Here is a 14,520-nt window from a genome sequence, read left to right as displayed (position 1 = left end):
TAGACGCTCGAGGTACAAAACTTATTTCATTACGTTTTGTGCCTTGAGCGAAGCGAAAGGAATGGGTATAAAAATGATGAAAACCATTTTCTCAGGTATTCAACCAAGCGGATCTGTAACACTAGGTAATTATATTGGCGCATTAAAGCAGTTTGTCGATTTACAGGATGAATATAATTGTTACTTCTGTATTGTTGACCAGCATGCCATCACTGTTGCACAAGATCCTGCGGCACTAAGAAGAAACATAAGAAGTCTCGCATCACTTTATCTTGCTGTTGGAATTGATCCAGAAAAAGCTACGCTGTTTATTCAATCAGAGGTTCCGGCACATGCCCAAGCAGGATGGATGCTGCAATGCGTCTCCTATATCGGTGAGCTTGAGCGCATGACACAATTTAAAGATAAATCTCATGGAAAAGAAGCTGTTTCAGCAGGTCTGCTCACCTATCCGCCTTTAATGGCTGCTGATATTCTTCTTTATAATACTGATTTGGTGCCAGTTGGAGAGGATCAAAAGCAGCATTTAGAATTAACACGTGATTTGGCTGAACGTTTTAACAAAAAGTATAATGACATCCTTACGATCCCTGAAGTACGTATTCCAAAGGTTGGAGCCCGCATCATGTCACTTGCAGATCCAACTAAGAAAATGAGCAAATCAGATCCTAACCAAAAAGCATTTATTACATTATTAGATGAACCAAAGCAAATCGAGAAAAAGATCAAAAGTGCTGTAACAGACTCAGATGGTATTGTTAAATATGACAAAGAAAACAAGCCAGGGGTTTCAAATCTCTTATCCATTTACTCGATTTTAACTAATGAACCGATCGACCAAATTGAAGCAAGATATGAAGGAAAGGGCTATGGAGATTTCAAACGTGATGTAGCAGAGGTTGTCATTAATACATTAGCACCTATTCAGGAGAAATATAAGCATTTGATGGAATCAAAAGAATTAGATGAAATTTTAGACAAAGGTGCAGAAAAGGCCAACGCCATTGCAAGTAAAACTCTTAAAAAGATGGAGAAAGCAATGGGGCTTGGCCGTAAATAAGAAAAACGCAAGGCGCTTAGCATTTGGCGACAAGTATAAGGCGAATAGGAATAGAAGGTGTTCTTTATCTTCAATTCCTATTTGACTAGACCCTAGAGGCAGTTAAAAACTAGGGCGGCCTTATCTCATAACTGCACTTGCACGTCCTGTGCTTCGCCGATGGCGCCTGGAGCTAGACACCTAAACTAGGTATAAATTAAAATTCAAAAACGATGCGCTCTAAATGCTTATCGAACATTTAGATCACATCGTTTTTTGATTTTTCCTATGCTTGTCCAAGCTAGTTTACCTTTGACTCTTGCTCCATATCCCAGAGCTTTTCAAAGAATGGTTGTCCTTTAATTAAGTTCTCACATAGTTGAGCATGTTTAGGTGACCATCCGTGCAATGTTTCCTCATAAAGCCTTTGCCACACTTCATGAAATTCTCTTTGTTGAATGTCGTGATACATGGTTGGATTCCATTCTGTGTACCAGTACTTAACCTCAGCAGCATTTTTCGTTGCTTGTAATTGGTCAAGTGCCATAAATAATAGCTGTTTTAATTGACGCTCTTTTCTTGTCAACCCACGTACATGCTCTGGTGCTAATGATAAAATATGATATTCTTTTTCCTCTGATCCATTTTGAATGAATTCAGTCGAATACTCTTCTGGCTCAACATCCTTTACCATTTCAAAGACAAGCTGCTCTTGCCGCGGAATGATCCGGCTTTTACGAATTGGTATCGTGTAGCCGATCGTATCAACCGCTAAAATCCCAATACCATCTGTAACAACAAAACAGTAGTCTAATTGAATTCTTTCATGGTTTTTACGAATATAAGCCTTCTGAAAAATATCTTTTAATAGACCAGGCGGTAACTCCGATAAGTTATTTTCTATGTAGTCAAAAAGTAAGGAATTAACCTTTAAAAGGGGGACCTGATCAAGGAGTTCAACACTATCATCCTTTCTCCATTCATGGAAATGACAGACATTGTACCCGTTCTCTTCACCTTCAAACCAATTTACCCAAACATCATGAAGAAATAACATTTAAAATCCCTCACTTCAGTACCATTTGTCAAACAGTATTGGCAATAAAAAGAGAATTTATTCCAATCTATACAGAATATACATAAATTTATTTCCCAAAAACTTGTCTTTAGTCATCACTATGTTTGAAGGTGGAAGGATATGAATAAAAATGGTTAGTTTCTATTTATTATTTCTTCAGCTGGTGTACCTAGCAGATCGATCGTTTTTTTTCCGGTTTGGTTCATATAGTTTTTCACGATGTAATAGCCAACTGCATAACCCAGCATGTTTGGATACAGTCCTGTGCCATACATTAATTGGGAATAGCTACGACTTTCAATCGATACATCCCTTTGCGGATAAATAATTCTTTCAAAAAAACGTTCACAGTGGGCATCTGTATAAAAGGTAGTCCATGCAGCAACATGATGATCACCCATTTTTTCTCTAACAGCATTTTCCGCCAAGCCCTCCAAAATAACGGTATCGATGATGGTAAAATCTTGTTCTTTCTTACTTACAGAGCTTATGCGGCAAACATGATGATATTCATGAATCAAAACAGACTTAATATTACTTTTTACTATATTTAGTGATAAAAACAAAAACAATTTATCGTGAAAAGCCAAACCTGCTCTTCCTTTATATTCTGTTTCGATTTTTCGATTATTCATGTCACTTGGAAAGATAAAAATCGGTATGTTTGGACCATTCCATTCCTCTTTCAGCTTTTGCTCTTCTTCTTTCACAAATTCATAGATGCTTTCCTTTTCCATTTTTTCAAGCCATTCATCTAGTTTGCCGGTTCTTTTATACATGCCAAACGAATTCAAATGCTTAGTGATCTCACCTGTTTTTAAATGCGGGAAATAAGCCTTTAATTTTCTGCAGATGTCAAGCTGATCAGGTGTTTCCTTTAACCATTTTTTTGTGTCAATAACGCTCATTTTTAACACCCCTTCCTTACCTAGCTTATGAAAAGCTTTGAAGAGGTGTTCTTTTAGAAATGTAAAAAAGAAACTGTCTTAAATAGGTAAACCCCACCTGAGACAGTCTCTATCATTGCTTCATCTAGTTTTCATATTTTTTAAAAATAATCGTAGCGTTATGTCCGCCAAAGCCTAAAGAGTTACTAAGGGCAGCTTTGACCTCTATCTTTCTGGCTTCGTTCGGAACATAGTCAAGGTCACATTCCGGATCAGGTGTTTGATAATTAATCGTTGGAGGAATAATGCCTTCTTTAATAGCTAAAATACTTAATATAGCTTCTACTCCACCTGCAGCACCTAATAAATGACCTGTCATTGATTTTGTTGAGCTAATTGCTAGCTTATAAGCATGATCTCCAAAAACCTCTTTAATCGCTAATGTTTCGAATTTATCATTGTAAGGAGTACTTGTACCATGGGCATTGATGTAGTCAATATCTGTGATCGCAAGTCCGCTGCCTTCAACCGCTTGTTTCATTGCTCTTGCCCCGCCCTCGCCATTAGGAGCCGGCGCAGTAATATGATAGGCATCACCTGTTGCACCGTAGCCAACGATTTCAGCATAAATTTTTGCACCGCGAGCTAGTGCATGTTCTAATTCTTCAAGTACGATGATACCTGCACCTTCACCCATGACAAAACCGTCCCGATCCTTATCAAATGGTCTGCTTGCTGTATTTGGATCAGGATTTGTTGATAAAGCCTTATTTGCTGTAAAGCCTGCAAAAGACATCTCTGTCAGAGGAGCCTCTGCACCGCCTGTTACCATAACATCAGCTTCTCCTCGCTCAATGACTCGAAACGCATCACCGATTGAGTTTGTCCCTGTTGCACAAGCTGTCACTGTACATGAGTTAAACCCTCTTGCCCCTAAAGCAATTGAAACTTGACCTGTAGCCATGTCAGGGATAAGCATTGGAACGAAAAATGGGCTGACACGACGCGGGCCTTTTTCGAGTAGCGTTCTGTATTGCTGTTCGAATGTTTCCATTCCGCCAATACCTGAACCAATCCATACTCCAACACGCGGAGCATTTTCATCCGTAATTTCTAAATCCGCATCTTTCACAGCCATCAACGAAGCAGCAACCGCATATTGTGTAAAACGGTCCATTTTTCTTGCATCTTTTTTATCCATAAACTGTTCGACATCAAAATCTTTTAACTCTGCAGCTACTTTAGCTGGATAATCATCTGGGTTTACACGAGTAATTGGTCCAATTCCTGAAACACCCTTTATCGCATTTTCCCAAGTAGTTTGTACATCATTTCCAATTGGAGTAACCGCTCCTAAACCCGTTACGACAACTCGTTTCTTTTCCATGATGATTGCACCTCACCTTTTTTGATCGTTTTAGACTTTACCACTGTTGCTAAAAAGCCTAATCGTAATCAGTTTTTATTTATGATTGACGTATTGTAATTGCTCTTTAGTATGAACATAAAAGAATCTTCTTAAAAAGTTATTTCTTAACGACCCCAACGCAGGGCAATGGCCCCCCAGGTTAAACCGCCGCCGAAACCAACCATAACGATAACATCGCCATCCTTGATTTTGCCTGCTTCTACTTCCTCCACTAACGAAATAGGGATCGAAGCTGCAGATGTGTTTCCATATTTATGCACCGTTTTTGACATTTTTTCAACTGGAAGCTCAAGACGTTCTCTTGCCGCTTCCATGATGCGAATATTTGCTTGATGTGGAATGAGGAAATCAACATCTTCTTTACTTAGACCGACTTTTTCAAGAACATTTACACTTGATTCACCCATTTGTCTAACAGCAAATTTAAATACTTCTCTGCCATTCATAATAATGTATTCATCTTGGTATAGATGCTTAGCTCCTGTCCCATCTGCACCAAGCTCAAAGGATAAAATGCCCTTGCCTTCACTAACCGGCCCAATAACGGCAGCACCAGCCCCATCGCCAAATAACACAGCGGTATTACGGTCTTCCCAATCCGTGATTTTTGAAAGCTTTTCAACACCTACTACTAATACATGCTTATAAGCACCTGTTTCGATAAACTGCTTGGCTGTGATGACACCATACATAAAACCGGCACAGGCAGCACTAATATCCATTGCAGCAGCTTTTTTAGCCCCTAATCTTTCTTGAAGCATACATGCAACAGTTGGAAAAGGCTGATCAGGGGTTACCGTTGCAACAAGGATTAAATCCAAGTCCTCAGCGGCAATCCCAGCATTTTCGAGAGCCTTTTCAGCAGCCAATAATCCCATATCCGATGTATTCATAGAATCATCAGCAATCCTGCGTTCTTCAATTCCTGTTCTTGTTCGAATCCATTCATCAGAAGTATCCACCATTTTTTCTAAATCGGCATTTGTTAGAACCTTTTCTGGTGTGTAACGTCCAATGCCTATAAATCCAGCGTTCATATGTACAACCCCTTAATATAAAGTTAGGTATCGTTTTATTTTGCAAGACTTTATCATCAATTATTATGACTTGGTACTAATTTTATCTTATTGGCCTTTCTTTTTCAATCATAATGTTTTAGGACAACCGACTAGAACAAGTACAGTACTTAGTCATAATTTAATAGTAAATGAAAGATATTTCATCTTAATGGGGGTGATATCGGTGGATCAAGGTGATCAATTTGAGGAAAAGAATGCCCATGAGGCAGAAATTGAATTTGAAGAGGTTGAAAAAACTGAAAAAGTTGAAGAAATGTCAGAAGCCGACCGTTTTAATGCCTTTTTATTCGGGTCAAGATCTATAAATGGAAGACAGAGACGAAACCCTTCACAACAATCTTCCCACAAGAACTTGAATCAAACAGATGAGGTCAACTATTTTACTCTATTTGAACAATTAGATGATATTATGACATCAATTAATAATCTAAAACCAATGCTTGAGGAGATTACTCCAGTCATTAACTTTATTAAAACCAAAATAAAAAAATAATAGCGCCTTCTAGACTCAGAAAATTAAAAAACATTCCAGATTTGAAGGTGTTCTTTGCCTTCTGCTCAGGAATGTAGGGAAGGGGCTGTTTTAAAACAAAGGAGCAGATCCTTTTTAAGCAGCCCCCATTATTTATTGTGCGTCTTTCTTTCCTAATTCGTATGCTTCTCCCATTACTTTCGTAAATAATTCCATCATCGGTTGAATTGTTTCCATTGACAATTCAATTCCCGATCCTTCAAGCTTTTGCTTCGCTTCAGGTAAGTATTTCATTGCGATTTGCATAAATTCCATCGCTTTAGGATGTTGTTCCATTATTCTCACTCCAGCTATTTTTTTATCATTTCTATCTTATAATGACTAATTGAAATTGTATAGACTGATTGCAATTGATTTAGAAAGTATCTCGTTTCAGTTTGTATTTTTTTGAAGACCTTTATACCCTTTTGTTCCCTAAACTTAAATATCATTCCTTTCAGGAACGAGCATGCCTTGTTTCCTTATTAAATGGTTGTCCACAACCAAAAGCGAAAATAGTAAAAGAAAGATAAGTCCAAGTTTTTTGGACATAGACACCCTTCTTTCCTTACTATCTCGTCGTTAGATTACACAAGTATTATCTGACTAAGGACTAAGAATATTACGGTATTTTTTAATAAATTCCAACTGTGCTTTTAAACCCTCATCCATGCTTGTTATTTCTTTAATCAAATAGGTTTCAGAACCTTTATTATGTCGCTTGCTGGCATTAAGTTGGATTTCCATAGAAGCTAGCGATACCTTCTCTTGTTTCATTTCACTTTGTAAAACATAATCTTTTCCTTGAACACTGACTTCTAATAACTCCCATATTGTATCAACGGCATCTTCAATGAAAAGAATCGGTTCATTAATATGCAATACAGCTTCACGTTGGTCTTTCATTAAAAATTGATGAATTTCTTCTGTTATTGGTTGATATGGTCCAAATAAAACAGGAAGACGAAACGTCGTGCAGCTCTCTAAATGACTTGAAACATATTGCTCACAAAACTCCATATGCTCTTTTCGTAATCCATCCTGACCATTATTATCAGAGGTAATAAAAACATATGGAATCTTTAATTTTTTTGCTAAATTCACCGAAATGGCTAGTTGCTTACGATCTTCAGCGATCAATGGTGCTTCAATTCCGTCATCACAGCAATGGATGATCATGTCAGCCGATTTTTCTTCCTCAGATGCTTCATATCCTTCCACCTTTCGAAATAAAGCATTTCTTCCGATCATCATAAACCGCTCATTTAATAGATGTTTATTTATAGGATTGGTTGGGGATGAATAAATCCCCTTTACCTCTATTCCTTCATTAATCAACCGTTCACAAAGGGCAAAGCCAACATATGTGTGTGTTCCAAAAACAATAACGTGGTTTAACATTCCGTTCCTCCTAAATAGAAAGATATTGTATCGTATGCATTGCCTGATAAAATTAGTCCGTTTAGAAAAACTCGACTTGTACCAAATCCTAATGGAGAAAACCTAAAATTTTTATGCTTTCTTGTGCAGAAAAAAGAACACGCCAACTTTGAAGGAGCTATTCTCCAGTTGGCGTGTTTAAACGAGCAGTAAAACTGTAAGTCTCACTTTATTACAAAACCCTCTCATTCTCTTTATAAAATTTTATGATGGATTGGTTGATTCGGTAAGGATTTTCTCCTAAATGATAAATAAGTCGAATTGGGCTGCCACTTTTTTTTCGTATTTCTTCATATTTTTTGCAATGATCTTTTGGTGAATAAGTCGCGAGATTCATTCTTTGCCAAATCCGAACTGGTTGATTAGACGTACAATCATACATCGATGGCAGATGTACTGATTTAATCTTTTTTTCTTCTATTTCATAAGCGACAGAAATTTCCCTCATTAAACGCTTATAAAAAAACTTATGCTCTTTTTCCTTTTCGAGATGGGCTTGGAGGTCAAGGCAAGGATTCATCATCGCGACAGAGCGGATCTTATCAGGCATAGTTTCCATTAATTGCAATGCTGTTAATCCACCCATACCTTCTGTTAGCACATGAATACGCTGATTTAATATTTCCTTTTTCATGATTAAATGGTATAGCTGCTTCGCCATTGTCACAGCACGAGGACTACCCCAATTACTACCATATAAATTTGAATGAAATAATGTATACCCTTCGTTCATAAGCTCTTTAATTAGCTGGTTTCTTCCGTAATGTTGATGCCAAAAGCTTGAGTTTTCATCTACAAAGTCTGAACGGTCACCAATTATTAAAATTCCAAACCCATTCGGTCTTGTTGGTAAATGAACAACATTCCATTCTGTTTCAATTTGAAAAAAGCGCTCCGTAATTGTCATCACTTGCCCACCACCTTTCTCATTTGCAAATTTTGAATGCGGAAAAGAGGTTGTGAAAACATCATATTCCTTTACATTCTATATAATGTATGTATACCGATTTAAAAAGAATGGGACGTTATCACTATTATCCAAAATATAGACGAATATCACATTGAATAGTTTATGAACGTTTTAAAAGGTGCTTTTACTATTCATTAAATCTGTGATAAGATAGAATCAGAATTCGTCTGGAAATAGAGGTGAATAGCAGTGCGTTTCTTTTGGACATTTTTCTGGGGGTTTTTATTAATACATATGGCATCATATGTTGTTAATTCAATGACAGGCGGTCATTATGACTTCATGACTTCAACCATTCTTTCTGTTATTGCAATCGTTGTCATCTTTATTATTGCGGAAGTCATCCCTAACGAGCCAGCAGCAAATGATCATCATTAAATGATTGTTCGACTTCACAATCAAAAAACCCTACATCGTTGTAGGGTTTTTTCAATTAATGAAAAATAAAGTAAGTACACAATTGTATGGTTTTTATACTTAGTTTTGGTGTCTAGCTCCAGCGCCTAGCGACTAATGAACTTCCCCCTCCTCCTTACGATAAGTCAACATCGAATCGCTTACGCTCTTCGTGTTTCCTTTATCTCATACGGAGTGCTCCAGTTCATACGTCGCTGAGCAAGGCGCTTCCGCTTTTCGTATTAAGGTTTTCTTTTATATGTCCATTGTCGGTTATGGTTAGCCGTTTCAGGGAATCGATCTCCCGCCTTTAATTTGATTTGAGCAGGATTTTTCACATTGTCCCCTGTTTCACCTATTTCTACATAAGTCCCATTATTAGGTGCCTTCTGACCTGTGCGAAAACGATGCTGTTGGCCCATTCTATCCCCCTCCTCTCTTGTTTGTGTATAGTATCTCCTGACTCATATATTTCATGAGCACCCATTAGGGCGCTACTTATTTCCTGTTCTGTAGAAAATTGGATTTTCTGTTATAACAAAAAAAGAAGGCGTAATTATGATTACACGCCTTCTTTTCTCTTTATTATTAAGCAAGCAATTCCTTCAACAACGCCTTTTGAACATGCAGACGATTTTCTGCTTGCTCAAATACGGCTGAATGCTCACCATCAATGATGGATGCTGTAACTTCCTCTTCGCGATGTGCTGGCAGGCAGTGAAGGAAATGGTAATCTTCTTTTGCATGCTTCACAAGTTCATCATTTACCTGGAAATCTTTAAATGCGATTAAACGCTCTTGTTGTTCACTTTCCTGACCCATGCTTGCCCATACATCTGTGTATACGATGTCCGCATCTTGAACCGCTTCGACTGGATCATTTGTAATCACAATTTTCGCTCCAGTTTCCTCAGCAATTTTTTGTGCTTTTTCAACAATCTCTTGATTTGGTTCATAGCCTTTAGGACATCCTAATGAAAAGTCCATGCCAACCTTTGCTGCGGCAATCATTAATGAGTGTGCCACATTGTTTCCGTCACCTAAATACGCTGTTTTCACACCAGCAAACTGACCTTTTAAACGATAGATTGTTTTTAAATCAGCAAGGGCTTGACATGGGTGGAATAAATCTGTTAATCCGTTAATAACCGGAATGCTCGCATGCTTTGCAAGCTCTTCAATTTTATCATGACCAAACGTACGAATCATAATCGCATCAACATACCCTGATAAAACCTTTGCTGTATCAGATACAGGTTCCCCTCTGCCTAATTGAAGGTCCTGGCTGCTTAAAAACAGGGCATGGCCTCCTAATTGAAGCATGCCTGTCTCAAACGATACACGTGTCCGCGTTGATGATTTTTCAAAAATCATAGCAAGTGTCTTGCCCGCTAAAACCGGCTGCAGGGGATTTTCTTCTAATTTAAATGCCTCGTCAATAAGATGAAGAATCTCTTCTTTGCTATAGTCAAGCAGGGTCAGAAAATCTCTTTTGCCAACTGCTGTTTTTTCTTTTAAATTTACATTGCTCATTGTTTAACCACTTCCTTTTTGGTTAGCTCCTGAATCGATAATACATGTTCATCGTCCGCAGTAAGTGCTTGTATGCTTGCATAATACGTTGAAAGGTTTGTAAATAGGATCATTCCTTTTTCTAAAGCAGCTTGTCGGTCTAATTTTGCCGCTTCACTATCATCTAATGAAACAAAAATTCCTTTCTCCCCTTCAACCCATGCAGCATAATCACTTGTAATCGCCTGAAGACCAGCTTTCTTAGTCGCTTCAATTGCTTCCTCATTTATTGTATCAAAATAAACACTTGTTACTTGTTGCAAATCTTTATAAAAAATCTTTCGATAGACTTTTTCTACATTTTGACCGACACACATGCCTTCTCCCGTTGCCTTCATTTCCGGTCCAAGTGTCAGATCGACATCATGAAGGGCGTGGCTTGAGAATACTGGATATTTAACAGCAACCCAATCGTTTATTTCTGAAGGCTTAATCGCAAGCTCACTTAATGTTTTTCCACATAATAAATACGTAGCATGCTTAATAATCGGGATACTTGTCACCTTACTGATAATTGGTGCTGTTCGGCTTGCACGAGGATTTACCTCAAGCACATAAATTTGCTCATCCTTCACCAAAAATTGAATATTCATGATCCCACGGTAATTCAATTTTTTCACAAGTGCATTTGCATACCCAGCAATGACCTGCTTATGTTGTTCTGTGAAGCTCTGTGAAGGAAGAATCGCTAAGCTATCACCTGAGTGAACACCTGCAGGCTCAACATGTTCAATATAGGTTGGGATAAACGCTTCTTTCCCATCTGAAATAAGGTCAATTTCACCTTCAACCCCTTGAACAAACTGATCGATTAAAACAGGATAGATCATCGTTGTACTTTCAGCAAGCATTTTTGTTAATGTTTCTTCATTATGAACAACGACCATTCCTTTACCACCGATTACATAAGATGGTCTTAACAGAATCGGATAGCCGATTTCACTTGCACCTTTGATCGCTTCCTCGGCATTGTTTGCCGTTAAGCCTGCAGCATGTGGAATAGAAAGCTCATCTAATAATTGATAGAACTTATCACGGTCTTCAAGCCAGTCAAGTGTTTCAGTATCTGTTCCGAGTAATTTCACACCTGCTGCTTCTAGTTGCTCTGCAAGATTGATCGCTGTTTGACCACCGTATTGAACAATGACTGAATCGATTTGTTCAGATTCAACAATATTTAAAACATGCTCAAGGGTGATCGGTTCAAAATATAAGCGGTCTGCCGTTTCAAAATCGGTACTAACGGTTTCAGGGTTATTGTTGATCATGATTGCTTCATAGCCTAACTGCCTTAAAGCTTTGATTCCGTGAACTGCACTATAGTCAAATTCAATCCCTTGACCGATTCGAATCGGACCAGAGCCGATAATTAAAATTCGTTTCTTATCTGACAGGGAAGGCTGTTCATTTTCCCCAAAGTAAGTAGAATAAAAATAGTTTGTACGAGCTTCAAATTCAGCAGCACATGTATCTACATATTTATAAGCAGCGGTTACTCCACTCTCTAGTCGAAGCGCTCTTACCTTTGCTTCAGGTGCTTGAATCAAAGATGCGATTGTTCGATCAGAAAAGCCTTTTTCTTTTACTTTAGTTATTAAATCAGCATCTAACGTAGCAATCGTTTGCTGTTTCAATTGCTGCTCAAGGTCGACAATCTTTTTAAAGCAAGACAAGAAATATAGATCCATTTCAGTCATTGCATGTATTTCTTCAATCGCCATTCCTTTTCTAATCAATTCCATTACAGCAAAGAATCTGCGGTCATCTGTTTTATTCATTACCGCTGTAAGTTCATCGATTGATAAGTCCTTGAACTCTGGTAAATGTGTCCCAATATTATCTAGCTCAAGAGAATCACAAGCCTTTTGCAGCGCAGCCTCTAAATTGCGCTCAATCGCCATTACTTCACCGGTTGCTTTCATTTTCGTACCAAGCTTGCGATCAGCTTTATTGAATTTATCAAACGGCCATCTTGGGAATTTTACGACAACATAGTCAAGTGCCGGCTCAAAGCTCGCATACGTACTCATTGTTAATGGATTTTTCAATTCATCCAATGTATAGCCAACTGCCAGCTTTGCAGCAATTTTCGCAATCGGATAGCCTGTAGCTTTTGATGCTAGAGCAGAAGACCTGCTGACCCGTGGATTAACTTCAATAACATAGTATTGCTTGCTTTTAGTGTCCAAAGCTAATTGAATGTTACATCCACCGACCACACCAAGAGCTGAAACGATTTTTACTGCAGCCGTTCTGAGCATATGATAATCTTGATCAGTCAAGGTTTGAGATGGTGCAACAACAATCGAATCCCCTGTATGCACACCAACTGGATCAATGTTTTCCATGTTACATACAGAAATACATGTTCCCTTATAATCACGGATCATCTCATATTCAACTTCTTTAAAGCCTGCAATACTTTTCTCGATTAAACATTGGGTAATCGGACTTGCCTGCAAGCCGCTTTTTACTAATTTTTTGAATTCCTCGGGATTATTAGCGATCCCGCCGCCTTTACCGCCTAATGTGTAGGCTGGGCGAATGATGATCGGAAATCCAATTTTATTGGAAAATTCCAAAGCTTCCTCTAATGTAGTCACAATTGAGCTTTCTGGTATTGGTTCATTTAAATCATACATTAACTGGCGGAACTCGTTTCGGTCTTCCCCTTTGCGAATCGATTCAATCGAGGTACCGAGCAGTTTGACTCCGTATTTTTCCAGCACTCCTGCTTCATGAAGCTCCATCGCTAAGTTAAGTCCTGTTTGGCCGCCTAATGATGCAAGTAAGCCATCAGGTCTTTCTTTTTCAATTATCTTTGTAACACTTTCAACCGTTAAAGGTTCAAAGTATAGAACATCTGAAAATTCTTCATCTGTCATAATGGTTGCAGGATTGTTGTTAACTAAAACAACTGTATAGCCTTCTTCTTTTAAGGCTAAGCAGCCCTGTGTTCCGGCATAATCAAATTCTGCCGCCTGGCCAATAACAATTGGCCCAGAACCAATGACAACGATTTTTTTAATTGATTTGTTTTTAGACATAAAGTATTTCTCCTTTTGCTGCAGCGACTAAATCTAAAAATTCATCAAAAATCCATTCACTATCCGAAGGTCCTGGATGTGCTTCTGGATGAAATTGTGCTGTTAAAATTGGTAATGTAGAATGCGATAATCCTTCGATTGAATCATCATTAATATGATAAAAACGCTTTGTTAAATTTGTGTCTTTTAAACTCTCACCGACCACAACATAGCTGTGATTTTGTGAGGTGATAAATACTTTTTTCGTTTTCGTATCATAAACCGGCTGGTTTGCCCCTCTATGACCGAACAATAGTTTTTTTGTTTTTGCCCCAAAAGAAAGAGCGATCAATTGATGGCCCAAACAAATTCCGAGAGTTGGGTATGCAGAAACAACTTCTTTAATTTGTGAAAAATAGTTTGAAAGCTGCTCCGGGTCCCCTGGTCCATTTGATAATAGGACACCATCTGGCTTTAATTTTGTGACTTGATCCATCATTTTAAATGGAACGGTTGTTACCTTACAGCCTCTATTAAGCAATGAAGTAAGGATCGATTTTTTATAGCCAAAATCAATTAATGCAATATGCTTTTCACCATTTCCATAGGTTTGCATCTGTGTTGACGCTACTTCAAACACACCATCTTCGTAGATTTCACAAGGCTTGCTTTCTTTGTTTTGCACCTGAGAAATTGTTGCAGCCATTGAACCGTGGTTGCGGATCTTTTTCACAATCGCCCGTGTATCAATGTGATGAATGATTGGAATATTCCACTTTTGCAAATATTCCTTGAAACTATACTTTGCTTCAAAGTGAGAATAATTGTCTGTACATTCATACATGACCACTGCTTTTACCTGCGGTTGTTTACTTTCATCATCACTGATGTTTATCCCGTAGTTTCCAATTAGCGGATACGTAAAGACCACAATTTGATTTTTATAAGAAGGGTCTGTTAACACTTCCTGATACCCTGTCATCCCTGTAAAAAATACAATTTCTCCGTTTATATCCTGAGAAGAACCATGTTCCAGCTCACCGGTATATACTGAACCATCTTCTAAATGGAGATATCCTTTCATCTGTTTGCA

The 14,520-nt window shown here is 38.1% G+C and carries 14 protein-coding genes; 3 read left to right on the top strand and 11 right to left on the bottom strand.

Going from position 1 to position 14,520, the window contains the following annotated elements:
* The first annotated feature begins 76 nt into the window (after nt 1–76).
* Nucleotides 77–1,060, top strand: a complete 984-nt coding sequence (gene trpS, locus Q1B07_RS17865) for a tryptophan--tRNA ligase (protein WP_299092702.1) — start codon at nt 77–79, stop codon at nt 1,058–1,060.
* A gap of 280 nt (nt 1,061–1,340) precedes the next feature.
* On the opposite strand, the gene Q1B07_RS17860 is transcribed toward trpS, so the two are convergent.
* The 4 genes from Q1B07_RS17860 to Q1B07_RS17845 form a co-directional block, all read right to left on the bottom strand.
* Nucleotides 1,341–2,096 carry a YjbA family protein gene (locus tag Q1B07_RS17860; RefSeq protein ID WP_299092642.1) on the bottom strand — a complete coding sequence of 252 codons (756 nt, stop codon included), beginning with the start codon at nt 2,094–2,096 and terminating at the stop codon, nt 1,341–1,343.
* A 155-nt stretch (nt 2,097–2,251) separates the two neighbouring features.
* Nucleotides 2,252–3,025 carry a DUF2268 domain-containing protein gene (locus tag Q1B07_RS17855; RefSeq protein ID WP_299092643.1) on the bottom strand — a complete coding sequence of 258 codons (774 nt, stop codon included), beginning with the start codon at nt 3,023–3,025 and terminating at the stop codon, nt 2,252–2,254.
* Between the two features lie 124 nt (nt 3,026–3,149).
* Nucleotides 3,150–4,391 (bottom strand): beta-ketoacyl-ACP synthase II, encoded by a 1,242-nt coding sequence (fabF, locus tag Q1B07_RS17850; RefSeq protein WP_299092644.1) that lies wholly within the window; start codon nt 4,389–4,391, stop codon nt 3,150–3,152.
* 146 nt (nt 4,392–4,537) lie between these two features.
* The gene (locus Q1B07_RS17845; protein ID WP_299092645.1) at nt 4,538–5,470 is read right to left on the bottom strand and encodes a beta-ketoacyl-ACP synthase III; all 933 of its coding nucleotides are present in this window, start codon (nt 5,468–5,470) and stop codon (nt 4,538–4,540) included.
* 205 nt (nt 5,471–5,675) lie between these two features.
* Here Q1B07_RS17845 and Q1B07_RS17840 point away from each other — a divergent pair, with 205 nt between their 5' ends.
* Nucleotides 5,676–6,005, top strand: a complete 330-nt coding sequence (locus Q1B07_RS17840) for a hypothetical protein (protein ID WP_299092646.1) — start codon at nt 5,676–5,678, stop codon at nt 6,003–6,005.
* Between the two features lie 132 nt (nt 6,006–6,137).
* Here the strand turns inward: Q1B07_RS17840 and Q1B07_RS17835 are convergent, their stop codons facing one another.
* The 3 genes from Q1B07_RS17835 to Q1B07_RS17825 all read right to left on the bottom strand — a co-directional run bounded on the left by Q1B07_RS17835 (nt 6,138) and on the right by Q1B07_RS17825 (nt 8,370).
* On the bottom strand, nt 6,138–6,320 hold the full coding sequence (locus tag Q1B07_RS17835; RefSeq protein ID WP_299092648.1) for a ComZ family protein: 183 nt from the start codon (nt 6,318–6,320) through the stop codon (nt 6,138–6,140).
* 309 nt (nt 6,321–6,629) lie between these two features.
* Nucleotides 6,630–7,424, bottom strand: coding sequence for a hypothetical protein (locus tag Q1B07_RS17830; protein ID WP_299092649.1), 795 nt, complete (start codon nt 7,422–7,424; stop codon nt 6,630–6,632).
* 211 nt (nt 7,425–7,635) lie between these two features.
* The gene (locus tag Q1B07_RS17825; protein WP_299092704.1) at nt 7,636–8,370 is read right to left on the bottom strand and encodes a hypothetical protein; all 735 of its coding nucleotides are present in this window, start codon (nt 8,368–8,370) and stop codon (nt 7,636–7,638) included.
* Between the two features lie 252 nt (nt 8,371–8,622).
* Here Q1B07_RS17825 and Q1B07_RS17820 point away from each other — a divergent pair, with 252 nt between their 5' ends.
* Complete coding sequence (locus Q1B07_RS17820; RefSeq protein ID WP_299092650.1) at nt 8,623–8,811, top strand: YjzD family protein; 189 nt, start codon at nt 8,623–8,625, stop codon at nt 8,809–8,811.
* Nucleotides 8,812–9,071: 260 nt separating this feature from the next.
* Here Q1B07_RS17820 and Q1B07_RS17815 read toward each other — a convergent pair whose 3' ends face one another.
* The 4 genes from Q1B07_RS17815 to Q1B07_RS17800 all read right to left on the bottom strand — a co-directional run bounded on the left by Q1B07_RS17815 (nt 9,072) and on the right by Q1B07_RS17800 (nt 14,511).
* Nucleotides 9,072–9,251: a YjzC family protein gene (locus tag Q1B07_RS17815; RefSeq protein ID WP_299092652.1), complete on the bottom strand. Its 180-nt coding sequence runs from the start codon at nt 9,249–9,251 to the stop codon at nt 9,072–9,074.
* A 166-nt stretch (nt 9,252–9,417) separates the two neighbouring features.
* The gene (gene argF / locus Q1B07_RS17810) at nt 9,418–10,362 is read right to left on the bottom strand and encodes an ornithine carbamoyltransferase (RefSeq protein WP_299092654.1); all 945 of its coding nucleotides are present in this window, start codon (nt 10,360–10,362) and stop codon (nt 9,418–9,420) included.
* Complete coding sequence (locus Q1B07_RS17805) at nt 10,359–13,448, bottom strand: carbamoyl phosphate synthase large subunit (protein ID WP_299092656.1); 3,090 nt, start codon at nt 13,446–13,448, stop codon at nt 10,359–10,361. Before Q1B07_RS17805 ends, argF begins: the two co-directional genes overlap by 4 nt.
* Nucleotides 13,441–14,511: a carbamoyl phosphate synthase small subunit gene (locus tag Q1B07_RS17800; protein ID WP_299092657.1), complete on the bottom strand. Its 1,071-nt coding sequence runs from the start codon at nt 14,509–14,511 to the stop codon at nt 13,441–13,443. Before Q1B07_RS17800 ends, Q1B07_RS17805 begins: the two co-directional genes overlap by 8 nt.
* Between the last annotated feature and the right edge of the window lie 9 nt (nt 14,512–14,520).

It is taken from the genome of uncultured Metabacillus sp., from assembly GCF_947503125.1.
Lineage (GTDB): Bacteria > Bacillota > Bacilli > Bacillales > Bacillaceae > Metabacillus.
Note: the sequence above shows the minus strand (reverse complement) of the source record. Positions and strands in the feature narration are given on the sequence as shown.